Annotated in this window: 20 protein-coding genes; 11 read left to right on the plus strand and 9 right to left on the minus strand. The window is 74.8% G+C overall.

Translation table 11 applies throughout. The annotated features are described in order from the left end of the window. Positions 1-51 precede the first annotated feature (51 nt). Positions 52-654: a TetR/AcrR family transcriptional regulator gene (locus ASG36_RS18770; RefSeq protein ID WP_055767527.1), complete on the plus strand. Its 603-nt coding sequence runs from the start codon at positions 52-54 to the stop codon at positions 652-654. Positions 655-715: 61 nt separating this feature from the next. Here ASG36_RS18770 and ASG36_RS18775 read toward each other — a convergent pair whose 3' ends face one another. From ASG36_RS18775 to ASG36_RS18795, 5 genes are all read right to left on the minus strand, one after another. Next, a complete protein-coding gene (locus tag ASG36_RS18775; RefSeq protein WP_055767530.1) occupies positions 716-1,294 on the minus strand; it encodes an Ltp family lipoprotein in 579 nt (192 codons plus the stop codon). A gap of 412 nt (positions 1,295-1,706) precedes the next feature. Further along, positions 1,707-2,726 carry an acyl-CoA dehydrogenase family protein gene (locus ASG36_RS18780; protein ID WP_055767533.1) on the minus strand — a complete coding sequence of 340 codons (1,020 nt, stop codon included), beginning with the start codon at positions 2,724-2,726 and terminating at the stop codon, positions 1,707-1,709. Continuing rightward, the gene (locus ASG36_RS18785) at positions 2,723-3,874 is read right to left on the minus strand and encodes an acyl-CoA dehydrogenase family protein (RefSeq protein WP_055767536.1); all 1,152 of its coding nucleotides are present in this window, start codon (positions 3,872-3,874) and stop codon (positions 2,723-2,725) included. Before ASG36_RS18785 ends, ASG36_RS18780 begins: the two co-directional genes overlap by 4 nt. Positions 3,875-3,899: 25 nt before the next feature. Next, positions 3,900-5,207 carry a cytochrome P450 gene (locus tag ASG36_RS18790; protein WP_055767538.1) on the minus strand — a complete coding sequence of 436 codons (1,308 nt, stop codon included), beginning with the start codon at positions 5,205-5,207 and terminating at the stop codon, positions 3,900-3,902. A 44-nt stretch (positions 5,208-5,251) separates the two neighbouring features. Then, on the minus strand, positions 5,252-6,766 hold the full coding sequence (locus tag ASG36_RS18795; RefSeq protein WP_055767541.1) for an acetolactate synthase large subunit: 1,515 nt from the start codon (positions 6,764-6,766) through the stop codon (positions 5,252-5,254). 98 nt (positions 6,767-6,864) lie between these two features. On the opposite strand from ASG36_RS18795, the gene ASG36_RS18800 reads away from it, so the two are divergent. The 5 genes from ASG36_RS18800 (at position 6,865) to ASG36_RS18820 (ending at position 10,840) form a co-directional block, all read left to right on the plus strand. Then, on the plus strand, positions 6,865-7,182 hold the full coding sequence (locus tag ASG36_RS18800) for an EthD family reductase (protein ID WP_055767543.1): 318 nt from the start codon (positions 6,865-6,867) through the stop codon (positions 7,180-7,182). Positions 7,183-7,271: 89 nt separating this feature from the next. Continuing rightward, the gene (locus tag ASG36_RS18805; protein WP_055767546.1) at positions 7,272-8,087 is read left to right on the plus strand and encodes a formate/nitrite transporter family protein; all 816 of its coding nucleotides are present in this window, start codon (positions 7,272-7,274) and stop codon (positions 8,085-8,087) included. 10 nt (positions 8,088-8,097) lie between these two features. Further along, positions 8,098-8,796: a DUF6308 family protein gene (locus ASG36_RS18810; RefSeq protein ID WP_055767548.1), complete on the plus strand. Its 699-nt coding sequence runs from the start codon at positions 8,098-8,100 to the stop codon at positions 8,794-8,796. 2 nt (positions 8,797-8,798) lie between these two features. Then, positions 8,799-9,758, plus strand: a complete 960-nt coding sequence (locus ASG36_RS18815) for an SDR family NAD(P)-dependent oxidoreductase (protein ID WP_055767923.1) — start codon at positions 8,799-8,801, stop codon at positions 9,756-9,758. Positions 9,759-9,808: 50 nt separating this feature from the next. Continuing rightward, positions 9,809-10,840: a glutathione S-transferase family protein gene (locus ASG36_RS18820; protein WP_055767551.1), complete on the plus strand. Its 1,032-nt coding sequence runs from the start codon at positions 9,809-9,811 to the stop codon at positions 10,838-10,840. Positions 10,841-10,892: 52 nt separating this feature from the next. Here ASG36_RS18820 and ASG36_RS18825 read toward each other — a convergent pair whose 3' ends face one another. The 4 genes from ASG36_RS18825 to ASG36_RS18840 all read right to left on the minus strand — a co-directional run bounded on the left by ASG36_RS18825 (position 10,893) and on the right by ASG36_RS18840 (position 16,070). Beyond that, entirely contained in the window at positions 10,893-13,301 is a 2,409-nt protein-coding gene (locus ASG36_RS18825; RefSeq protein ID WP_055767554.1) for an esterase-like activity of phytase family protein, read from the minus strand. An 83-nt stretch (positions 13,302-13,384) separates the two neighbouring features. Next, positions 13,385-13,834, minus strand: coding sequence for a hypothetical protein (locus ASG36_RS18830; protein ID WP_055767557.1), 450 nt, complete (start codon positions 13,832-13,834; stop codon positions 13,385-13,387). 23 nt (positions 13,835-13,857) lie between these two features. Further along, on the minus strand, positions 13,858-14,607 hold the full coding sequence (locus ASG36_RS18835; RefSeq protein WP_055767560.1) for an IclR family transcriptional regulator: 750 nt from the start codon (positions 14,605-14,607) through the stop codon (positions 13,858-13,860). After that, on the minus strand, positions 14,604-16,070 hold the full coding sequence (locus ASG36_RS18840) for an APC family permease (RefSeq protein ID WP_055767563.1): 1,467 nt from the start codon (positions 16,068-16,070) through the stop codon (positions 14,604-14,606). The genes ASG36_RS18835 and ASG36_RS18840 overlap by 4 nt, the downstream gene beginning before the upstream one ends. Positions 16,071-16,309: 239 nt before the next feature. On the opposite strand from ASG36_RS18840, the gene ASG36_RS18845 reads away from it, so the two are divergent. The 5 genes from ASG36_RS18845 (at position 16,310) to ASG36_RS18865 (ending at position 22,504) form a co-directional block, all read left to right on the plus strand. After that, a complete protein-coding gene (locus tag ASG36_RS18845) occupies positions 16,310-17,779 on the plus strand; it encodes an APC family permease (RefSeq protein WP_055767568.1) in 1,470 nt (489 codons plus the stop codon). A gap of 11 nt (positions 17,780-17,790) precedes the next feature. Then, on the plus strand, positions 17,791-19,707 hold the full coding sequence (locus ASG36_RS18850; RefSeq protein WP_055767570.1) for a primary-amine oxidase: 1,917 nt from the start codon (positions 17,791-17,793) through the stop codon (positions 19,705-19,707). After that, complete coding sequence (locus ASG36_RS18855; protein WP_055767574.1) at positions 19,704-20,075, plus strand: hypothetical protein; 372 nt, start codon at positions 19,704-19,706, stop codon at positions 20,073-20,075. Before ASG36_RS18850 ends, ASG36_RS18855 begins: the two co-directional genes overlap by 4 nt. Before the next feature lie 253 nt (positions 20,076-20,328). Further along, entirely contained in the window at positions 20,329-21,495 is a 1,167-nt protein-coding gene (locus ASG36_RS18860; protein ID WP_055767578.1) for a hypothetical protein, read from the plus strand. A 13-nt stretch (positions 21,496-21,508) separates the two neighbouring features. Beyond that, positions 21,509-22,504, plus strand: a complete 996-nt coding sequence (locus tag ASG36_RS18865; protein WP_055767581.1) for a hypothetical protein — start codon at positions 21,509-21,511, stop codon at positions 22,502-22,504. Positions 22,505-22,516: the final 12 nt, after the last annotated feature.

The following is a 22,516-nucleotide window of genomic DNA, read 5'->3' on the forward strand; positions in this document are numbered from 1 at the left end:
CCGTGCCTCCTCGATCGCCTTCAGTGAGTTCGACTCAGTAGGCTACGCCCCGTGCCCAGGACCGACCGCCGACCCCGGACCCGGCAGGACCCCGCCGTCCGCCGGGCCGAGATCCTCGCCGTCGCCGCAGTGCTGTTCGGCGTCCGCCCGTACCCGGACGTCGCGGTCACCGCCATCGCCGAGCGGGTGGGCGTCTCCGAGGCGCTCGTGCTGCGCTACTTCGGCACGAAGGCCGAGCTGTACACCGCCGTCGTCGAGGCAGCCCTGGCCCGGCTGCAGGCCGAGCACGAGGCCGCCGACGCCGCCCTGCCGGCCGGCACTCCCCCGATGTCCCGGGTCGCCCGCTCGATCGAGGTCTACCTGGACGTCGTCGCCGCGGCCCCGGTCGGCTGGTCGGCCCCGCTGCGCGGAGAGGGCGTCCCGGCCGCCGACCGGCTCCGGGCCCAGGCGCTGACCGGCTACGTGGACCGGCTCGCCGACGTCCTGTCCGTGGACCCCACCGGCCCGGCCGGCCTGGCCCTGCGCGGCTACCTGGGCTTCCTGGAGTCCGCGTGTCTGGCCTGGGCCGACCGCGGTTGCCCGGCGTCGTCCCGCCCCGCCCTGCTCGCCATGTCCCTCGACGCCCTCCAGGCAGCCCTGGAAGCCGCCCGCTGACGACGAGAACGCCCTTCTCATCAGCTCGGCTGACGGGAAGGGCGCCTCTCGTGCGGGGTGGTCAGAGGCCGACCGAGTCGGCCCCGAAGGCGGCCTGCTCCGGGGTGTAGCCCTCATAGACCAGCTGGTCGATCAGCCCGGACCGGGAGAACGAGGTGAACTCCAGGTAGCTCTCCGCCGACCCGGCCGCCTGGGCGTTCCAGTCGACCGTGACGGTGTCGGCCGCCCAGGTGGCGTCGGCGGTCGAGTACCCCTCGTACTCGAGCTGGCCGATCAGGCCCGTGCGGGAGAAGTTGGTGAAGTCCAGGTAGCTGTTCGCCGCGCGGAGTGCGTTGGACTGGCTCACGGACACGTCCGGCACCGGTGCCGGGGCCGGCGCGGGAGCGACCGTGGTCGTGGGCGCAGGCGCGACCGTGGTGGTCACCGGTGCCGGAGCGGCCTCGACGACATCGGTGACCGGCGGCGGCGGGACCACCGAGGAGATCGGCGCCGAGGACGACGAGGACGTCGCTGCGGAGGCCGCCGAGGACGGACTGGTCTCGGTCGGTCCGTTCACCGCCGAACCGATGATGCCCAGGCCCAGGACCACGGCAGGGATCACGACCCGCTTGCGCTTGAACCACGGCTTGGCACCCGGCACCTGCGGTGCAGCGGGAGGCTGCCCGGGACCCGTGTACTGCCCCGGGGGCGGGAACTGCGGGGGCGGCGCCTGCTGCCACGGGACACCGTTCTGCCCGTAGGCCGCCGTGGGGAAGTCCCCGGTCGGAACCGGCCCGTACGGACGTCCCGGGTCCGGCTGTCCGGACGGCTGGTGGAACGGCGGCTGCGTCATTCTCGGTTCTCCCCGTGGCTGAGCCGTCGCTCACCGACGGCTGCCGAACCGTAACGTCACGTATCCGAAACCCAAACAGGCCACAAGTGACGAAGCGCAGGCCCTGCGTTCGGTGATCGTCGAGTACCGGGTTGTCCCCTCGCGCGAGCTCCCCCACGACGAGAAGCGCCCTTCTCGTCAGGAGTCCTGACGAGAGGGGCGCTTCTCGTGCGGTGCCGGGTCAGACGGCGGAGGTGAGGGCGGCCCAGGGGTCGTCGCCGGCGACGGCGGCGCCGAGGACGCGGGCCCAGGTGAGCTCGTTGCCGGCCTCGTCGCGCCACGACCACATCCGCTTGGTGAGGTGGTGCAGCCGGTGCTCCTCGGTGAACCCGATGGCGCCGTGCACCTGGTGGGCCTGCCGGGCGACCACCTCGACGGCGGCCCCCGCGCGCACCTTGGCCGCGGCGGCTGCGAGCTCGAGGGGCTCGCCCCGGTCCAGGCGCTGAACGGCGGCGTCCACCAGCGCCGACACCGCTGTCACCTCGCCGGCCATCTCGGCCAGCTGCATCTGGATGCCCTGGAACTTGGCCAACGGGCGACCGAACTGCACCCGCTCCCCCGCGTACTGCACTGTCCAGGCCAGCACGGTCTCCGCGGCCGCGGACAGCTGCACCGCCCGGGCCAGGGCGTACCGGGCGCGGACGTCGTCGGCGAGCGGCCCGACCTGCGCCTGCACCCCGTCGAAGACGTAGGAACCCCGGGGCTCCCCGGCCAGGTTCGCCGCATCCGTGGCGTCGAGCCCGAAGACGTCGACCAACGCGAGGACGTCGCCGTCCGGACCGGCGGCGACCACGGCGAGCCAGTGCGCGACCCCGGCCCAGGCGACGTCCGTGGCGGTGCCCGTGAGCAGGCCGGAACCGTCCACCTGCACGGCCCCGGAGACGGCGATCGTCAGCGGCTGCGACGGGTCGGGCAGGTCCAGACCTGCGGCCAGCACGGCGGGGCCAGCGACCAGCAGCTGCTCGGCGACCGGCACCGCCCCGGCGCCTGCGGCCAGGGTGGCGACGACGGCGACCGCGTCGGCCAGCTCACCGCCGGAGCCGCCGGCCTCCTCGGGCAGACCGACCCCGGTCAACCCGGCCTCGGCCAGGTCGGACCAGAGGTCGGCGTCCCAGCGACGGTCGGGGGTCAGCTGGGTGGGCTCGTGGCCGGTGAGGATCTCCCGGACGGTCTGGACCACCAGGTCCTGGTCGGAGCTCATCGCAGACCCAGCCCGCGCGCCACGATCCCGCGGAGGATCTCGTTCGTGCCCCCGCGCAGCGTGTAGCCCGGGGAGTGCAGCTGGGCCTCGGCCAACGCCCTCCCGAGCGGGTCGGGTGAGTCCAGCGACGCGGGCACGTCGACCACCTTCCGGATCTCCTCGGCGACGTCGCCCTCGAACGTCGTCCCGACGTCCTTGACCAGGGCGGCGGGGATGTCGGGCAGCTCGCCGCGGTCCAGCGCGGCGGCGATCCGCAGCGACAGCTGACGCAGGGACAGCAGCCGGGCCGAGAGCCGGCCCACCGTCGCGAGCTCGGCCGGGGACGACGCCCGGCGGGCGAACTCGGCGAACAGCGGGAAGGTGGAGAGGAAGCGCTCGGGCCCGCTGCGCTCGAAGGCGAGCTCGGCGGTCACCTGGTGCCAGCCGGCGCCCTCCTCCCCCAGCAGCATGTCGCCGGGGATGACGACGTCCTCGAAGACGACCTCGTTGAAGTGGTGGCCGCCGTCCAGGATGCGGATCGGGTTGATCGTGATGCCCGGGGTGGAGAGGTCGACCAGCAGCTGGCTCATGCCGGCGTGCCGGTTGGCCGAGTCGGCGGGCGCGGTGCGGACGAGGGTGATGGCGTAGTGGCTGTGGTGGGCGTTCGACGTCCACACCTTGGCGCCGTTGACCACCCAGTCGCCGTCGGCGTTGCGCTCGGCCTTGGTCCGGATGGACGCCAGGTCGGAGCCGGAGTCGGGCTCGCTCATGCCGATGACGAAGAAGCACTCACCGGCGGCGATCTTCGGCAGGATCTCCCGGCGCTGGGCCTCGGTGCCGTACCGCAGCAGGTTGGGCCCGGACTGCCGGTCGGCGATCCAGTGCGCGGCGACCGGGGCACCGGCGGCCAGCAGCTCCTCGGTGACGGCGTAGCGCTCCATCGCGGTGCGCTCGTGGCCGCCGTACTCCTTGGGCCAGGTCATCCCCAGCCAGCCCTGCTCCCCCAGCTTGCGGGAGAAGTCCGGGTCGACCCCGGACAGCCAGGTGTCCACGTGGGTCTCGAAGGAGCCGGCGGCGAGCTCCTTGGCCAGGAACTCGCGCACCTCCAGGCGGACCCGTTCGGCGGCCTCGGAGGTGGGCGCGGGGGCGAGCGTCAGTGTCGACGGCATGTCGCCGATGGAACCACGCTGCCGCTCACCGCACCGTGAGCAGCATCGGCCCCTTCGGCTTGGGGATCGGGATCGGCGAGATGACGACGCGCGCGGCCGGGTCGGCCGACACCCGCCGGGTGGCCAGCAGCCGGGCGACGATCGCCTTCACCATCACCTCGGCGACGTGGTTGCCGATGCACAGGTGCGCGCCGCCGCCGAAGGGCACGAAGAGGTGGCTGTGCTGCTTGTGCTCCTCCCGTCCGGGGGCGAAGCGGTCGGGGTCGAAGGCCGACGGGTCGCTCCACCAGTCGGGGTGCCGGTGCAGCGCGAGGCTGGAGACGCTGACCCCGGTGCCCGCGGGCACCGCCACCCCGTCGTTCTCGACGTCGGCCAACGCGCGGCGCGGGGAGAACGGCACCGGCGGGCTCAGCCGCAGCGCCTCCGACATCGCCCGCGAGGTGTGCACCAACCGGCCGTGATCGGCGGGGGTGACCGGGGCGCCGTCCAGGGCGCGGACCTCCTCGGCGACCCGGTCCTGCTCGACCGGGTGCAGGGCCAGCTGCCAGAGCAGCACCGCCAGCGTCGAGGTGGTGGTGTCGTGCGCGGCGAGCATCAGGAACACCACGTGGTCCACGACGTCGTCGACCGGCAGCAGCGCGCCGTCGTCGGTGGCGTGGGCCAGCCGGGAGAGCAGGTCGCCGCGGGGCTCCTCCCGGCGCCGGGTGGCCACCAGCTCGCCGAACACCCGGGTCAGCTCGGCCCGGCCCTGCAGCCCGCGCCGGTACGGGGTGCCCGGCAGCGGCACCCGCAGCGGGGTGACCGCCGCGGCGACGGCGGCCTGGAACGCCCGGTTGACCCGCTCGGACTGCTCCCCCAGCGACACCCCGACGAACACCTCGGCGGCGATGTCCAGGGTCAGCCGCTTCATGAACAGGTAGACGTCGACCTCGCCGTCCGGGAGGGCGCGCAGGTGCCGGTCGGTGACGTCGTGGATGGCGTCGACGTAGCCGGTCAACGCGGCCCGGCTGAAGGCCTGCTGCATCACCCGGCGGTGCCGGTGGTGGTCGTCGAAGTCGCGCAGCATGAGCCCGTTGCGGAAGAGCTCGCCGATGGTGTTCGACCAACCGCCCTCGCTGGAGAGCACCTTGCCGGGGTCGAGGTAGATCTCCCGGGTGGCCTGCGGGGTCAGGAAGGTGACGCCCTCGCGGCCCAGCACCCGGGTCCGGAAGACGTCGCCGTGCCGCAGCCGGTTGCGCTCGGTGAAGCCGGTGGCGTCCCGGACGAAGGACAGCGTGTGGCCGACCAGCGGCCACCCCCGGTCACCTGGGACGTGCGCGAGCGGGTCGACCACGGAGCACCTCCAGCACGCCGCGTCGTTGCGACGTGCCCCGGACCCTAGGGCCGGCGCAGGACGGCGTCGACCAGGTGCGGGCCCGGCTCGGCGAACGCGTGCCGCAGCGCCTCGGCCAGCTCGGGGCCGGTGGTCACCCGCACCCCGGGCACGCCCATCCCGGCGGCCAGGGACACGAAGTCCAGGGCCGGGGAGCCCAGGTCGAGCAGCCGCCCGGCCCGCTCCCCGCCGGCGGTCGCCCCGACGCTCTCCAGCTCGCCGGCCAGGATGGCGTAGGCCCCGTTGTCGCAGACCAGCACGGTGACGTCGAGCTGTTCGCGGGCCATCGTCCACAGCGCCTGCAGGGTGTACATCGCCGAGCCGTCGGCCTGGACGGCCAGCACCGGCCGGTCGGGGCAGGCAACCGCGGCACCGACGGCCATCGGCAGACCGTCGCCGATCGCCCCGCCGGTCAATGACAGCACGTCGTGCCGGGGTGCGCCCGCGGTGGCCGGGAAGAGACCGAACCCGCTGGTCAGTGACTCGTCGACGACGATGGTCCGCTCGGGCAGCACGGCCCCGACGACGGCGGCGAGCACCTGCGGGTCCAGCGCCCGGTCCGGGACCGTCGGCACCGACGCCGACGCCAGCACCGGATCGGCCCCGACCCGGTCGGCCAGCTCGGTGAGCGCGGCGAGGGAGGACTCCCCCGGCTCGGCCAGCACGTGCACGGTGCAGCCCTCCGGCACGAAGGAGCCCGGGGTGTCGGGGTAGGCGAAGAACGCCACCGGCGCCGGCGCCCCGACCAGCACCAGGTGCGCCACGTCGGCCAGTGCCGCGAGCGCCGGGCCCGGTGGGTAGGGCAGCTTCGGCACGTCGGGCAGACCGGCGCCGCGGGCCATCCGGGCCGGGAAGGTCTCCGCCATCAAGCGGGCGCCGGTGCCGGCCGCGACCCGGGCCGCGGCGAGCAGTGCCTCGGCGTCCAGTGCGTCCCCACCCAGGAAGAGCACGGTGTCCGGGCCCAGCGGCAGGTCGGGGACGCCGACCGTGCGGGCCGGCCGGTCGGGTGCGGCCACGCCGACGGCACCGCCCTCGGACCAGGAGACGTCGGCGGGCAGCACCAGGGTGGCGACCTGGCCACGGCGGGCGGCGGCGACCGCGTCGGCGACGTCGTCCCCCACGTGGGCGGTGGTCAGCGACCGGCGCCACCAGCCGACCGCGCCGGCGAGGGCGTCGAGGTCGGACTCCAGCGGGGCGTCGAGCCGCTTGTGGGTCAGCGCGTGGTCGCCCACCACGTTCACCAGCGGGGCCCGGCCGCGACGGGCGTTGTGCAGGTTGGCCCAGCCGTTGCCCAGCCCCGGGCCCAGGTGCAGCAGGGTCGCCGCGGGCTTCCCGGCCATCCGGGCGTAGCCGTCGGCAGCACCGGTGGCCACGCCCTCGAACAGCGTGAGGACGGCGCGCATCTGCGGCACGTCGTCCAGCGCGGCCACGAAGTGCATCTCCGAGGTGCCGGGGTTGGCGAAGCAGACCTCCACCCCGGCGTCGACGAGCGTGCGGATGACTGCCCGGGCTCCGTTCACGCCCGCACCCTGGCACCTCGCACCGTCGTCCGCCCAGTGGTGGGATGAGCCCGACGCCCGGGCACCGCCGCCCGGACGCAGAACCCCGGAGGTACCCCGTGACCCACCGCCTCGTCGTGACCTACGGCCAGCCCACCGACCCCGCCGCCTTCGACGCGCACTACCGCGACGTGCACGCCGGCCTGGCCCAGGCCATCCCGGGCCTGCAGCGCTTCACCATCGGGCACGCCGAGACCATGGACGGCACCCCGTCGCCGGCCTACCTGGTCGCCGAGCTGGACTTCGAGTCCGCCGAGGCGATGGCCGCCGGGATGTCCTCGGAGGCCGGCACCGCCGCGGGGGCCGACGTCGGGACCTTCGCCACCGGCGGGGCGACGATGGTGCACTTCGACGTGCAGGACCGCACCGGCTCCTGACCCGCGGGCGGCGGCGGGCAGTCCTGCCGCCGCTCCGGTCGGCGCCCGGGGCCGCGGGCGCGCACACTCGGGCGACCCCGAGGAGCCCCATGAGCGACACCCGTACGGAGCTCGGCGACGGGGACGCACCCGTCGAGGACGAGGTCGGCGAGGCCTTCGAACGGATCGTCAGCGAGGGCGCCCAGCGCCTGCACCGCAGCTGGCGCGAGGTGCTCACCACCGGACTGGCCGGCGGCCTGGAGGTCGGGGTCGGCGTGCTGGCCTACCTGGCCGTGCTGGCCGAGACCGACAGCCACCTGCTGGCCGGCATCGCCTTCGGCATCGGCTTCATCGCCCTGCTCCTGGCCCGCAGCGAGCTGTTCACCGAGGGCTTCCTGGTCCCGGTCACCGCGGTGGTCGCCAAGCGGGCCAGCCTGCGCCAGCTGCTGCTGTTCTGGGGCGGCACGTTCGCGGCCAACCTGGTGGGCGGCTGGATCATCACCTGGCTGGTCGTGCAGGCGCTGCCCGACCTGCGGGCCACCGCGATCGAGTCCGCGGTGCACTTCGTGGACGCCCCGCTGACCCTGCAGTCGGTGTGCCTGGGCGTCCTGGCCGGCAGCGTGCTGACGCTGATGACCCGGATGCAGCACGGCACGGACTCCGACGGCGCCAAGATCGTCGCCGCCGTCGCCGGGGCCTTCCTGCTGGCCGGGCTGCAGCTGTTCCACTCGGTGCTGGACTCGCTGCTGGTCTTCGCCGCCCTGCACGCCGGGGCACCGTTCGGCTACGCCGACTGGCTGGCCTGGCTCTGGTACACCGTGCTGGCCAACATGGCCGGCGGCCTGCTGGTGGTCACCCTGCTCCGGCTGGTGCGCAGCAAGGACCTCATCGTCGACGAGCGCGCCGAGGTCGACGCCGGGCGGTGATGATGGGCCGGTGGCCCCGCCGTTCGTCCTGCCCAGCGCCGGGCCCGATCCGCTCCCGGCCGACGTCGCCCTCGCCGCCGTCCGCGGGTACCAGCACGGGCTGCGCCCGCTGCGCTTCCGCCCGCCCGGTGACCGCGGTGGGCGGTGGGTGGAGGTACCGGCGTTCGGCTGGGCCCGCTGCGACCTGCTGCCCACCGGCACCGACGACGCCGACCTGCTCGCCGCGGAGGGTCTGCACGGCCGGCTCGACCCGGCCGGCTGGGCGGCCGCCGCGGACGCGCTCACCCGCCTGCGCCCGGTCGTCGACGCCGCCGTCGACCGGGCCGCCGGACGGGCGTTCGGGGACCTCCCGGACGACGAGGTGTCGGTGCTGGGGGAACCCGGCACGGTCGGCGCCGCCCTCCGCGCGGTCCAGCAGGAGCAGCTCTTCCCCCACGTGAGCGCCGCGCTGCACCACCGGCACCCCGCCCTGGTGCCGCACGTCGACCGGGTCACCCGGCTGCAGCTGCTGCCGCACCTCGAGGAGGGCGACAGCGACCTGCACGCCGTCGTCCACCGGGAGCTGCGCGTCAACGCGGGTCCCTTCGCCGACCTCGCCGCCGCGACCGGGGCGACCCCGCTGCGGCTGCACGACGTGCTGGTCTGGCTGTCGGGCTCCCTGCGGCTGACCCACGCCGTCGCGCTCGGCCGACGAGGGGCACAGTGGTGACCATGCCCCTGATCACCACCCGCTTCACCGCCACCAGCACCGCCGACGACGTCGTCGAGGGCCTGGACCTCACCGGCACCCGTGTCGTCGTCACCGGCGGGGCGTCGGGCATCGGCCTGGAGACCGTCCGCTCGCTGGCCAAGGCCGGCGCCGAGGTCACCCTCGCCGTCCGCGACACCGAGGCCGGCGGCCGCGCCGCCCAGGACGTCGTGGGGACGACGGGCAACACCACGCTGCGCGTCGCCCGCCTCGACCTGGTCGACCTGGACTCCGTCGCGGCCTTCGTCGCCGACTGGGACGGCCCGCTCGACCTGCTGATCAACAACGCCGGGGTGATGGCGCTCCCCCAGCTGACGCTGACCGACCGCGCCTGGGAGACCCAGTTCGCGACCAACCACCTCGGGCACTTCGCGCTCACCGTGGGCCTGCACGACGCGCTCGCCGCCGCCCCGGACGGTGCCCGGATCGTGTCGGTGTCCAGCACCGGACACCTGCGCTCCCCCGTCGTCTTCGACGACCTGCACTTCGCCGAGCGCGAGTACGACCCGTGGTCGGCGTACGGGCAGTCCAAGACCGCGAACGTGCTGCTGGCCGTCGAGGCCACCCGCCGCTGGGCCGACGACGGCATCGTGGCCAACGCGCTGATGCCCGGCGGGATCATGACCAACCTGCAGCGGCACGTCTCCCAGGACGTCCTGGACGGGTGGGAGAAGGCCCAGCGCGAGGGCACGGTGACCTTCAAGACCCCGCAGCAGGGCGCGTCCACCACCCTGGTCGCCGCCCTCGCCCCGGAGTTCGCCACCGGCGGGCACTACCTGGAGGACGGCAACGAGTCCCCCACGGTGGCCGACGACGCCGAGGCCCGCAGCGGGGTGCGGGAGTACGCGCTGGACCCGGCGAACGCCGAGCGCCTCTGGGAGGTCAGCACCGAGCTGGTGCAGGAGCGTCCCGCCGACGAGTGATCCGCGGCGTTCGGGCTGCGCACCCACTGCGCAGCCCGCACGCTCGTCGGGTGAGCAACGAGAACGGTTACGTCGAGCCCGGCAAGTCCTTCGAGCGGGACACCAACTACATCGAGGACCGGATCCTGGCCGACGGGTCCCAGGGCTGGCCGGTCGAGGCCGACCGCTACCGCCTCGTCGTCGCCCGGGCGTGCCCCTGGGCCAACCGCGCCACCATCGTGCGGCGGCTGCTCGGGCTGGAGTCCGCCTTCTCGATGGGCATCACCGGGCCCACCCACGACAAGAACAGCTGGACCTTCGACCTCGACCCCGGCGGCCGCGACCCGGTGCTGGGCTACGAGCGGCTCCAGGAGGCGTTCTTCGCCCGCGACCCGGAGTACCCGCGCGGCATCACCGTGCCGGCGATGGTCGACCTGCCGACCAGGGCCGTGGTCACCAACGACTTCGCCCAGATGACGCTGGACTTCTCCACCGAGTGGACGGCGTTCCACCGCGACGGCGCGCCCGACCTCTACCCCGAGCACCTGCGGGACGAGATGGACGACGTCATGAAGCGGGTCTTCACCGAGATCAACAACGGCGTCTACCGCTGCGGGTTCGCCGGCTCCCAGGAGTCCTACGCCAGCGCCTACGACCGGCTGTTCACCGCCCTGGACTGGGTGAGCGAGCGGCTGGAGACCCGTCGCTACCTGATGGGCGACACGATCACCGAGGCCGACGTCCGGCTGTTCACCACGCTGGCCCGCTTCGACGCCGTCTACCACGGGCACTTCAAGTGCAACCGGCAGAAGCTGGCCGAGATGCCGGTGCTGTGGGGCTACGCCCGGGACCTGTTCCAGACCCCCGGGTTCGGCGACACCACCGACTTCCCGCAGATCAAGCGGCACTACTACGTCGTGCACGCCGACATCAACCCCACGCAGATCGTGCCGGTCGGCCCGGACACCTCGAACTGGCTCACCGCGCACGGCCGCGAGGAGCTCGGCGGCTCCCCGTTCGGCGACGGCACCCCGCCCGGCCCGGTCGCGGCCGGCGAGGAGGTCCCGGCGTCCGAGGGCGCTGGAGGCTCGACCTCGTACTGAGCCACCCGACGCTCTGACCCTCCAGAGCGGGGTCAGAGCGCCGGGGCGGGGCTCAGGCCCGGCTGCGCCGACCGGCGACGACGGCGCCACCACCGGCGAGCAGCAGCAGCGCCGCGACGGCGCCCAGGCCACCGACGGAGGCACCCGTGTCGGCCAGCTGCGGCGGGGCCGCGGGACCGCCGGCGACCGGGCCGGGTGCGGGCGTGGGCGTGGGTGTGGGAGCAGGGGCCGCGGACGGGAAGACCTCGGCCGCCGCACCCAGCCGCAGGAACACCGTCTCCCCCGTCGCGTCGGACACCCCGTCGTTGTCGGTGACGGCGTACAGCTGCCCGTCCCCGCCGATCGCCAGGCCCTCGACCTTCTCCTGCACCCACCCGTTGCCCGCGGCCAGCAGCGGCAGCAGGTCCACCGCCAGCGTCTTGGGCGCGATCGGCAGCGGGGCACCGGTCGCCGCTGGGGTCACGCCGGCCAGCTCCACGGTGTAGACCCGCTTGACCGCGGCGAACACGCCGGGCCGGTCGTCCCGCTCGACCACCGCGAGGGTGTCGGCGTCCACCGCGACCACCTCCGAGACGCCCTCGGCGGAGCCCGCCGGCGGGGTCTCCTGCCGGTACCCGACCCAGCTCCAGGTGCCGGTCGCGGTGTCGTAGCGGCCCAGCCGGCTGACACCCTCCGGGTCGCCGGTCGCCGTCGTCTGCAGCGCGACCCAGAGCACCTCCGGTCCGCCGCCGGGCACGATCGTCACGCCCTCGAGGCCCCGGTTGCCCAGCTGCACCTCGGCCGGCAGCGCCACCCGCTCGGCGACGACGCCCGCGGCGTCGAGCCGGACCAGCTGGTTGGGCAGCTCGTCGTCGGCGTTGCCCTCGCTGACCACCCACCACCCCCCGTCGGCCCGGGCGGCGATGCCCTCCAGGTCCAGCGGCGTGTCGGAGGTGACCGGGAGGGAGGCCCGGACCGTCGCCGGGGTGGTCGTGGTGTCGATGGTGGTGATCGTGGCCGGGGCGTAGGCCGAGTCGCTGACCCCGTTCAGCAGGCCGGGCGAGCCGGGCACCGCGGTCAGCCCGGACAGCGCGCCCCAGGCGACCGGCGGGTCACCGGGCAGCGAGGCGATCGTCGGGAACGTCGCTGGCCCGGCGCCCAGGGAGTACAGCTGCACCGAGGCCCGGACGTCGTCCTCGGGCACGTCGGTCTCGCTGGAGACGACGAACAGCCCTCGGGACGGGATCGGCAGCAGGCCCTCGGGGCCGTTGGTGGTCGGCAGGGTCTGCAGGTACGCGGGCTCGGTCGGGTCGCTCATGTCGTACACCGCGACGAAGTTCCCGCGCTCGCTGCCGACGAAGGCGTACGGGACGCCGCCGTAGGTGCCGAAGGACAGCCCCTCGGGCTCGACGCCCTTGGCGTCCGACCGGCTGTCCGGGTAGAGGCCGAGCTGGATCGCCAGCCGGTCGAGCTCGTTGCCCGAGTCGTGCACGACGTCCCCGGTCGCCGTGTCGAACACCGTCCAACCGCGTGTGCCGCCGACCAGGTCGCCCTCGTTGGCGGTGGCGAGCAGCCCGTCGCCGACCCAGGCGATCGCGTCGGGCTCGCGGGGGGCGTCGACCACGGTGCCGGTGGGGTCGATCGAGTCGTCGTCCTCGGTGTCGACACCGCTGACGGTGACGCTGCCGGCGTCGAAGGCCCGCACGGTGCTCGCCGCCAGGTCGGTGGCCGGGGTGATGACGGCGACCGCGTTGTTCTCCTGCAGGCTCAGGGCCAGCGTGCCGTCGGGGGCGAACGCGACGTACTCCGGCTCGGGGTCGGAGGCGCCGTAGGCCCCGATGCCGGTGAGGGCGTCCACCAGGTCCACCGTCGCCGGTGTCCAGCCGGCCACCGGGCCGGTGACGTCGAGCAGGGTCAGCGTGCCGGCGGGGAGCTGCGGCAGCTCCCCGTCGGCGACGTCCTCGTCGCGCTGGTTCTCCATCGCGATCGCGACCAGACCGCCGTCGGCGCGCAGCGCGATCGAGTCCGGCTGCCCGCCGAGGTCGATCTCCCGGACGACGGTGCGCGTGGCCGCGTCGAGGACCACGAGCCGGCCGGAGGGGGCGGCGAACGCACCGTCGGTGTCGTCCACGCAGACCAGCACCAGGCCACCGCGGTACACCACCGAGGTGGGCTCGCCGCCGACGTCGACCACGCCCCGGCCGACCGGGGCCGACGGGTCGCTGATGTCGAGGAACCCGACGAAGCCGTTGGCCGCGTCGGTGTAGGCGACGGTGCGGCCGTCGGGGCTGGTCGCGGAGATCTCGGCGACCGCCTCGGCGTCCGGCCCGAGGCCGGAGTTCTGGAAGACCGGGTAGGTGGCCGTGCGGGTGAACAGGTCACCGGGGGCGGCGCCGGCCGTGGGCGCGGTGAGCGCGGCCGTGCCCGCGGCCAGGGCGGTGAGGGTGAGGAGGGCGCCGCAGCGGCGGCGGGGGGAGGTCACGACGGGCGACGCTGTCAGCGGGAGGTGACCCGGCGGTGGCCGCCAGGTGGCCGGGAGTCAGCGGCTGTGCGTCCGCTGAGGGGTCAGTCGCTGCCCCCGCCGCCCCCGCCGCCGTCCGAGCCGCCACCACCACCGTCGGACCCGCTGCTGCTCCCGCCGTCGGAGGCGAAGGACCCGCCGCCACCGAAGTCGTGGCCGCCGTGCCCGCTCGACCCGCCGTCGTGCCGACCGTCCGCACCGCCGTCCCCGCCCCACACCCCACCGACGTAGCCGTAGGACACCGACGTGTCGCCGTAGTACAGCCCCTGGTCCCGTCGTCCCGTGCGCCGCCGGCGGTCACCCGCCGAGCGCTTCCCGGCCCCGGCCGACGCCCTCACGAGCAGCACCGCGGCCAGCAGCGTGATGGCGAGGAAGACCGCGGCCAGCACCCCCGACCCGGTGCTCCCGTCGACGAACAGGCTGATCGTGACCACGGTCATCAGGGCCGCCACCACGAACAGGACGACGGCGACGACGATCCCCACCACGCGCATGCCCGCACCCTGCCGGGTACGACTCAGTCCAGCAACGGCGCGAGCACCGCGGCACACTCCCGGGTGGCGTCCAGGTACTCCACCGGGACCACCCCGCGCGCCGAGGTGACCGCGACGGCGGCGACCAGCAGTCCCCCGGCCCCCCGCACCGGGACGGCCAGACAGCCCACCCCGGCGTGCAGCTGACCGACCTGACCGGCGAAGCCGTGCGCCCGCACCTGCGCCAGGCAGGCCTCGACCTCGGCCGGCCGGGTGGGGGTGGCGACGGTCAGCGCCTCCAGCCGCCCCGGGTGGTGCACGGCCTCGCGCCAGTCGTCGGCCTCGGCGAGCACGAGGTGGCCCACCGCGCTGGCGTGCAGGTGGCCCTCCACCAGGGCAGGGGAGGCCAACGGCAGGTCGGGGTCGACGTCGGCGCAGCGCACCGTCGGCCCGGCGACCAGCACCAGGTGCACCCCCGCGCGCACCCGGCCGCGCAGGTCGGCCACCGCCCGGCGGGCCGCGGTGGGCACCCGGGCCGGCGCGATCACCCCGGCCAGGCCGGCGACCTTGGCGCCGAGGGCGAAGCCGTGCAGGTCGGGCAGGCGGACCAGGTACTCCTCCCCCACCAGGAGGTTCAGCAACCGGTAGGTGGTGGCCGGGGGCAGCCCGAGGCCCTCGGCCACCTCCTTGGCGGTCACCCCCGCGCCGGCCCGGGCCACCTCCTCCAGCACCGCCAGCGCCGAGCGCACCGCCTGCGGTTGCCGCCCGGTGACCCCACGGTCGACCGCGGTCACCGGCGCACCCCCTGGCCGGGGAGCAGGGAGGACGCGGTCGCCTGGTCGTAGACGCCGACCCGGGCCAGCCGCTGCGGGGCCCGCAGGCGCAGCGCCGCCCAGAGCAGCGGCCCCGGCAGCCAGGCCAGCACGAACACCACCACCGTCAGCCCGCCACCGGCCCACGACGCCCCGGCCACCGCGAGCACCAGCACCCCGGTGGACAACGCCGTGGCGACCGCCGCCCCCACCAGGACCGGACGGGTGAGCTCACCGATCCGGCGCAGGAACAGCGGCACCGCGGCGGCGGCGAGGGCGTAGGCCACCACGTACCCCAGCGCGCTGACCGTCAGGGAGGCGGCCAGCACGTCCCGCGGCCGCGCCCCGCTCGCCAGGGCCACCGCCGGGACCCCGACCAGCACCGGCAGGACCAGGGCCAGGGCGACCGCGGGGGTGTCGAACCGCCGGTGGGTGCGGCCCAGCGGGGCGGGCAGCACCCCCTCGCGCGACATGGAGAACAGCACCCGGCTCAGCGCGTTGGTCGACCCGGTGACGCAGGCGAAGAAGGACGCGGCGATGCCGGCGTCCAGCAGCCGGGACAGCGCGCCCAGACCCTCGGCGTCGGCCAGCTGGGCGACCGGGACGTCGCTGGTCAGCACCTCCACCGGCGCCGCCCGCAGGAGCACCACCTGGGCGGCCCCCGCGGCCAGGAACAGGACCCCGGCGGCCACCGGGGTCCACAGCACCGCCCGGGGGACGGCGACCAGCGGCCGGCGGGCCTCCACGCCCAGCGTCGCCGCGCTCTCGAACCCCATGAACGCCGCCACCGCCAGGACCACCCCGGTGGCGACCCCTGCGGGGCTGACCGGTCCGTCGACCACGGCGGCACCGGTGCCGGTGCCGCCGGACCCCGACCAGTGCGCGACGAGCAGCACGCCGAGGACGACGACGACGACCGCGATCGACACCACCTCGATCGCCAGCGCGACCCGGGCCGAGAGCTGGATCCCACGGACCGTGGTGAGGGTGGCCAGCGCACCGATCGCCACCGCGAGCAGCGCCAGCACCCACCCGGCCGGCCGGAGCCCGGTGAAGGACGTCAGGTAGGCCACCGACCCGACCAGGGCCGACATCGCGACCGCGGCGTACCCGACCACCAGCCCCCACCCGCCCAGCAGCGCCCCGGCCGGACCTAGCCCCTTGGCGGTGTAGCTGTAGACCCCGCCGACCGCGGCCATCCGGCGCGCGACGTGGGTGAGGCACCAGCCCACGAGCACCACCAGGGCGGTGCCGGCCAGCAGCACCGGCAGCGTGGCCGCCCCGGCCTGCACCATGACGATCGAGGGCACCGCGACGACCGCCGCCGACGGGGCGAGCGCGCTCACCGACTGGGCCAGGACCTCGACGAAGCTCAGCCCGCGGCGGCGCAGACCCGCTACGGGCGACCGGTCGGGCAGTCCGTCGAGCGTGGCACGCTGGGACACTGTCCTCCTCGGGCGGTGCACGGGCGGGCCGGGCGAGGCCGGACTGGTGGCGCAGCGTAGTCAGCCGCGGAGCCGGTCGGGTGTCCACCAGCGTGTCCCCGAATGAGAATCGGGGATGCCCGGTGTCCCGTTCGGTGTCACGGGGATGTTGCGCACAGATGACGGGCGTGTAACCGGCATCACGGTCCGGCGGGCCAGTCTCGGCAGCCACACCCGCCGTCGACCCCCAGGAGCCCCCCGTGGCCACCGTCTCGGACCCCGCACCACCCGGAAGCACCGCGACACCCGACGGGCACCGGCTCTCCGGGAAGCTCGGGGTCGGTGCCATCGTGTTCATGGTCGTCGCCGCCGCGGCACCCCTGACCGTCGTCGCCGGCACCGTCCCCATCGGCATCGCCGCCGGCAACGGCCCCGGCTTCCCCGCCACCTACCTGGTGTCGGCGATCGTGCTGGCGTTCTTCGCCGTCGGCTTCACCGCGATGACCAGGCACGTGCCGAACGCCGGGGCCTTCTACTCCTACATCGGCGTGGGCCTGGGCCGCGGCTGGGGGTTGGGCAGCGCGCTGGTCGCGCTGGTCAGCTATGTGACCGTGCAGGGCGCGGTCTACGGCTACATCGGTTTCGCCCTCGGCGGGCTGGTCGAGTCCTACGGCGGCCCGTCGTTGCCGTGGTGGCTGTGGACCTTCGTCGTCCTGGGCATCACCGGGCTGCTGGGCTTCCGGCACATCGAGCTGTCGTCCAAGGTGCTCGGGGTGCTGCTGGTCGCCGAGGTCGCGATCGTGCTGGTGCTGGACGCCGCCGTGGTCGGCCGGGGCGGCACGGACGAGGGTCTGTCGACGGCGTTCCTGAACCCCACCGAGGTGCTCTCCGGGGCGCCGGGCCTCGGGCTGATGTTCGCCATCGCCGGGTTCATCGGGTTCGAGGCCACCGCGATCTTCCGCGACGAGGCACGCGACCCCGACCGCACCATCCCGCGCGCCACCTACGCAGCGCTTTCGATCATCGGCGTCTTCTACACCCTGAGCGCCTGGGCCGTGGTCAGCGCCTGGGGCGACAGCGGGGTCGTCGCGGTGGCCGCCGCCGACCCCGGCAACATGCTCGTCATCACCGCCCAGGAGTACCTGGGGACGGCGGCCGGCGACGTCCTGCAGGTCCTGTTCATCACCAGCCTGTTCGCCGCGGTGCTGAGCTTCCACAACGTGCTCAGCCGCTACTTCTTCTCCCTGGGCAACACCGGCGTCGTCCCGGCGTCCTTCGGGCGCAGCCACGGCAGGCACTCCTCGCCGCACGTGGCCTCGCTGGTGACCAGCGTCGTGGGTGCGGTGCTCATGGCGGCCAGCGCGATCGCGGGACTCGACCCCGTGCTGGAGGTCTTCACCTGGCTGGCCGGCATCGCCAGCGTCGGCATCGTCGGGCTGATGCTGCTGGCCTGCATCGCCGTCCTGGTCTTCTTCCGCCGCACCGGGGTCGACCGCCGTCCCTGGCAGACGCTCGTCGCACCCGCCCTCGGCGTGCTCGGGCTCATCGCGATCCTCGTGCTCCTGGTGGAGAACCTCCCGCTGCTGATGGGCGGCTCGACCGCCCTCGGCGTCGGCGCCGGGGTGCTCCTGCTCGTCGCCCTGGCCGGCGGGTTCGTCCTGGCCAAGGCCCGCCCGTCCGCCGCCCGCGACCTCGTCCGCGCCACCCGCCCCGACGCCCCCCAGATCTGAGGAGACCGACCATGACCACCACCGAGGACCGCACCACCGCCAGCACCGCCACCCACCCGCTCTCCCGGATGTCGGCCGAGGAGATCGACACCGCCCGCGGCATCGTCACCGAGGCGGGTCTGGTGCAGCCGAGCACCGTGTTCGTCTACGTCGGGCTGGAGGAGCCGCACAAGCGCGACGTGCTGGAGTTCGTCCCGGGCGCGCAGGTCGAGCGTCGGCTGCGCCTGCTGCTCCTGGACCGGGCCACCGGCTCCGGGCGCGACGTGCTCGTCTCGGTCACCGCGGGCACCGTCGTCCGGGACACCGAGATCGACGGCGTCGCCGACGGCCAGGTGCCGATCACCGACGCCGAGTTCGAGGCCATCGAGCCGATCCTGGCCACCGACGAGGGCTGGCTGGCCGCGATGGCCAAGCGCGGGCTGGACGTCGCCGACGTGCGCGCGGTGCCGCTGTCGGCCGGGTCCTACTTCCCCGAGGAGCACGGCCACCGCGTCGTCCGGGTGCTCGGCTTCCACCAGGCCGACCCGCAGGACCTGCCGTGGGCGCACCCGGTGGACGGCGTCGTCGCCTACGTCGACATCACCCGCGGCGTGACCACGGCGGTGCACGACCACTTCGACCTGCCGGTGCCCGCCGAGCGGGCGTCGCTGGAGGGCACCCCGCGCGACCTGAAGCCGATCGAGATCACCCAGCCCGAGGGCCGCTCGTTCACCGTCGAGGACGACGTCGTCCGCTGGGCCGGCTGGGAGTTCCGGGTCGGCTTCGACGTGCGCGAGGGCCTGACGCTCAACCAGCTGTCCATCGACGGCCGCTCGGTGGTGCACCGCGCATCGATCGCCGAGATGGTCGTGCCCTACGCCGACCCCTCACCGGTGCGGTTCTGGCAGAACTACTTCGACACCGGCGAGTACCTCTTCGCCCGGTACACCAACTCCCTCGAGCTGGGCTGCGACTGCCTGGGCGACATCCAGTACTTCGACGCCACCATCGCCGACGAGACCGGCGCGCCCCGGGTCATGCGCAACGCCATCTGCCTGCACGAGGAGGACTACGGCGTCGGGTGGAAGCACACCGACATGTTCACCGGGATGGCCGAGACGCGGCGCTCGCGCCGGCTGGTGATCAGCTTCTTCACCACGATCGGCAACTACGACTACGGCTTCTACTGGTACCTCTACACCGACGGCACGATCCAGCTGGAGTCCAAGGCCACCGGCGTCGTCTTCACCTCGGCCTACCGCGGCGAGGAGCACCCCTACGCCACCGAGATCGCCCCCGGGCTGGGCGCCCCGTTCCACCAGCACCTGTTCTCCGCCCGGCTGGACATGGCCGTGGACGCCGCCGACGGCTCGGGCAACACCGTGCACGAGGTGGACGCCGTCCGGGTGCCGGTGAGCGACACCAACCCCTACGGCAACGCCTTCACCCGCTCGCTCACCCCGGTCACCCGGGAGTCCGAGGGCGGCCGGAGCACCGACGCCACGAAGGGCCGCACCTGGCACGTGGTCAACCCGAACAAGACCAACCGGCTGGGCCAGCCGGTGGGCTACGCGCTGCACCCGGAGAACGCCCCGGTCCTGCTCGCCGACGACAGCTCCTCGATCCACCAGCGGGCGACGTTCGCCACGAAGTCGCTGTGGGTGACCGAGTACGACCCGGCCGAGCGTTATCCCGCCGGGGACTTCGTCAACCAGCACCCCGGTGCCGCCGGCCTGCCGGCGTTCATCGAGGGCGACGCCCCGCTGGAGGACGCCGACGTCGTCCTGTGGCACACGTTCGGGCTGACCCACTTCCCGCGACCGGAGGACTGGCCGGTCATGCCCACCGACTACGCCGGGTTCGTGCTCAAGCCGGTCGGGTTCTTCGACGCCAACCCCGCGCTGGGGGTCCCGGCCTCGACGTCCGCGCACTGCCAGGGCAAGGGGTGACGGCGACCCTGCCCCTGACCGGGTCCACCCGGGCCGTCGCCCTCGGCCGGACCGCCGCGGTGCTCGCGGTCGGCTCGGCCGGGGTGCACCTGCTGCTCGCCGCGAGCGGGGAGCTCTCCGCCGTCGCCATGGCGGTGATGGCGCTGGCGTGTCTGCCGTGCGCCTGGCACCTGTGGCGGGCGCCGTCGGGGCAGGTGTGGGCGCTGAGCGCCCTGGTGGACGCCGGGATGCTGGCCGTGCACGCCCCGATGGTGGTCGGTGGCGGTCACGACGGGATGGCACACGGTCCCTCGTCGACGGTGGTGGCCGGGCTGGCCCTGGTCACCGTGCAGCTGGTCCTGGCCGCGGTCGCGCTGCTGCGCCGCTGAGCCGGCGTCAGTGCCGGGTCGTGCCGCAGTCGGTGCAGCGCTTGCGGTGGGACTCGTTGGTGGTGGGGCAGTTGGCGCAGGTCCAGGCGCCGCGTTCGAGAGTGCGCACGGGGTCCCCCAGCGGGTGGTCGAGGTGTGACGTGCACGACGGTAGGCACACGTCATGACGAATCGGTGAACCGACGGTTGCGATCCCGCACCGATCCACCCCGGTGTCACACCTCGACGACCCGACAGCGGCGAGGATGAGCCGGTGACCCGCACGCGACTGATCCCCCTGGCCGGCCTCCTGTGCCTGAGCGCCGGCTGCACCTCCTTCGCCGACCGGGACACCGCCGACCCGACGAGCACCCCCTCCTCGTCCGCGCCGACCACCAGCACGTCGGCCCCCCCGACCGGCCTCACGGTCACCGAGGAGACCGACCTGGCCGTCGACGCCGACACGGTCACCGGCGCCCGCGTGGTGCTGGACCCCGACGGGTCGCCCGTGACGCTGGTGCTGACCTCGACGGGGGCCACCGTGGTGGCGTCCGGCGGCACGACGTCGGTCACCGGCACCGTCGTCGGCGACCTGGTGACCACCGACGACGGGCCCGTGGGCGTGACGCTCACCGCCGACCCGGTCAGCCCCGACCCGGTGCTGGGCCTCTACCCGTTCGACGACGGTCAGGTGCCCAACGGCAACGGCCCGGCCGCCCAGCCCGTCCCCCTGCAGCCCGGGGAGACCGCCCCCCGCGGCGTCCCGCTGTTCGCGGCCGCCAGCACGGACGCCGCGACGCTCTACGTCCTCGTCGAGGACACCGACGCGGTCGGGGCCACCGTGCTCGCCCTGGACCCGGGCACCGGGGAGGTCCTCGACACCGCCGAGGTCGACCCGGGCGTCGCCGACCCGACCGCGCTGGAGCTGGCCGGCCTCGCGTCCACCGGCGACGGCGGCCTCGTCCTCGGCCTCACCGTGGACGCCGCCGAGGGGTCGGCGTCGGTGCTGGTCGGGCTGGACGCCGACCTGGAGCCCGCCGGCGACCCGATGGACGTCCAGCCCGGGGACGACCGCGCCCCGCTCGTCGCCGTCACCACCGACGCCGACGGCGCGCCGGTCGCCCTGCTCGACGACCCGGCGCAGGGCCTGGCCCTCGTGCAGCCCGACCTGGCCACCGGCGGACAGGAGTCCCGGCCGCTCACCACCGACCCCGGGAGCCGCGCCGCGGGTCTGGCCGTCGGGGAGTCCGGGGTGCTCGTCGCCCTGCTGGACCGGGGATCGCCCACCGTGGTGCTCACCCCGCCCGGCGACGCGGACCCGACCACCCTGGAGCTGTGCAGCGGCACCGGCGACGCGCTGGCCGTGACGGCCGACCCCGACGGCGGCTTCCTGGTCGCCGGCACCTGCGACGGGGAGAGCCTGCTGTGGACCCTCGGCTGAGCCGGACCTGACCGTGCGCCGGGTCCTGGCCCTCGCGGCGGCACTGCTGCTCGTCGGCTGCACCGGTCCGGCCGGGGACGACGCCGCACCGCGGGCCCCCCGGCTGCTGGTGCTGCCCGGTTCACTGCCGGTCGCGGACCTGGCGCTGGTCGAGGGGCAGGTGCACGCACTGACCGGGAACGACGCGGGCCTGCTGCTGGTGGTGCTGGACCGCGACCCGCTCGCCGCCGGGGTGGCCGCCCCGGTCGCCGGCCGGCCCACCGAGCTGCTGGAGGTCCGCGGCACGCTCCTGGCCGCCACCCGGGCGCCCGACACCGTCCTGGGCCTGGACCGGGACACCGGACAGGTCCGGGTGCTCGCCGAGCTCGCCGCCGCCGGCGGCGGCCCCCAGCTGGGCACGGACGGGGGCGACAGCTTTGCGGTCAGCGGCCCGGCCGCCCCGGGCGGACCGGTGACGCTCGCGGTGCTCAGCGGGGACGTCGTGGCCACCGACGTCCCGCTGCCGTTCCCGGCGACCGCGACCGGACCGCCCGTCACGGTTGCCGACCTCGCCGTGCTGCGCACCGGGGCGAGGACGGCGCTGGTGGTCGCCACCGTCGACGGGGCCGGTGCGACCACGCTGACCTGGCTGGACGTGACCGTGCCCGGCGCGGTGACCGTCCCGCGCACCCACCCGCTGGCCGGCGCGGTCGCGAGCCTGGGCGTGCGGGACGACACGGTGCTGGCTGCGACCACCCGCGACGAGCGGGCCTGGCTGGAGACGACGGACGGGGAGCCGGTGGACCTCGGCCCCGGTCGGGCGGTGGACCTCGCCGTGGCCGGGGAGGCGGTCGCCGTGGCGGTGCAGGACGCCGGCACCGCACGGGTGGTGGTCGGCGACGGGCAGCAGCGCTCGGCGTTCGTGCTCGGCAACGGGGTGGCGGTGACCTCGCTGGTCGCCGACGGCTCCGGCGGCTGGGTGGCCGGCGGCGCCCGGGGCGACTCGCCGGTGGTGTGGCTGCTGGGCTGAGTGCGGGCGGCG

The sequence above is a fragment of the Geodermatophilus sp. Leaf369 genome, assembly GCF_001424455.1.
Taxonomy (GTDB): domain Bacteria; phylum Actinomycetota; class Actinomycetes; order Mycobacteriales; family Geodermatophilaceae; genus Klenkia.

Bases quoted from the DNA above. Each gene is read 5' to 3' on its own strand.
- ASG36_RS18780 (WP_055767533.1), bottom strand. From the start codon at position 2,726: ATGAGCTCCGACCAGGACCTGGTGGTCCAGACCGTCCGGGAGATCCTC.
- ASG36_RS18785 (WP_055767536.1), bottom strand. From the start codon at position 3,874: ATGCCGTCGACACTGACGCTCGCCCCCGCGCCCACCTCCGAGGCCGCC.
- ASG36_RS18805 (WP_055767546.1), top strand. From the start codon at position 7,272: ATGAGCGACACCCGTACGGAGCTCGGCGACGGGGACGCACCCGTCGAG.
- ASG36_RS18815 (WP_055767923.1), top strand. From the start codon at position 8,799: ATGCCCCTGATCACCACCCGCTTCACCGCCACCAGCACCGCCGACGAC.
- ASG36_RS18830 (WP_055767557.1), bottom strand. From the start codon at position 13,834: ATGCGCGTGGTGGGGATCGTCGTCGCCGTCGTCCTGTTCGTGGTGGCG.
- ASG36_RS18850 (WP_055767570.1), top strand. From the start codon at position 17,791: ATGACCACCACCGAGGACCGCACCACCGCCAGCACCGCCACCCACCCG.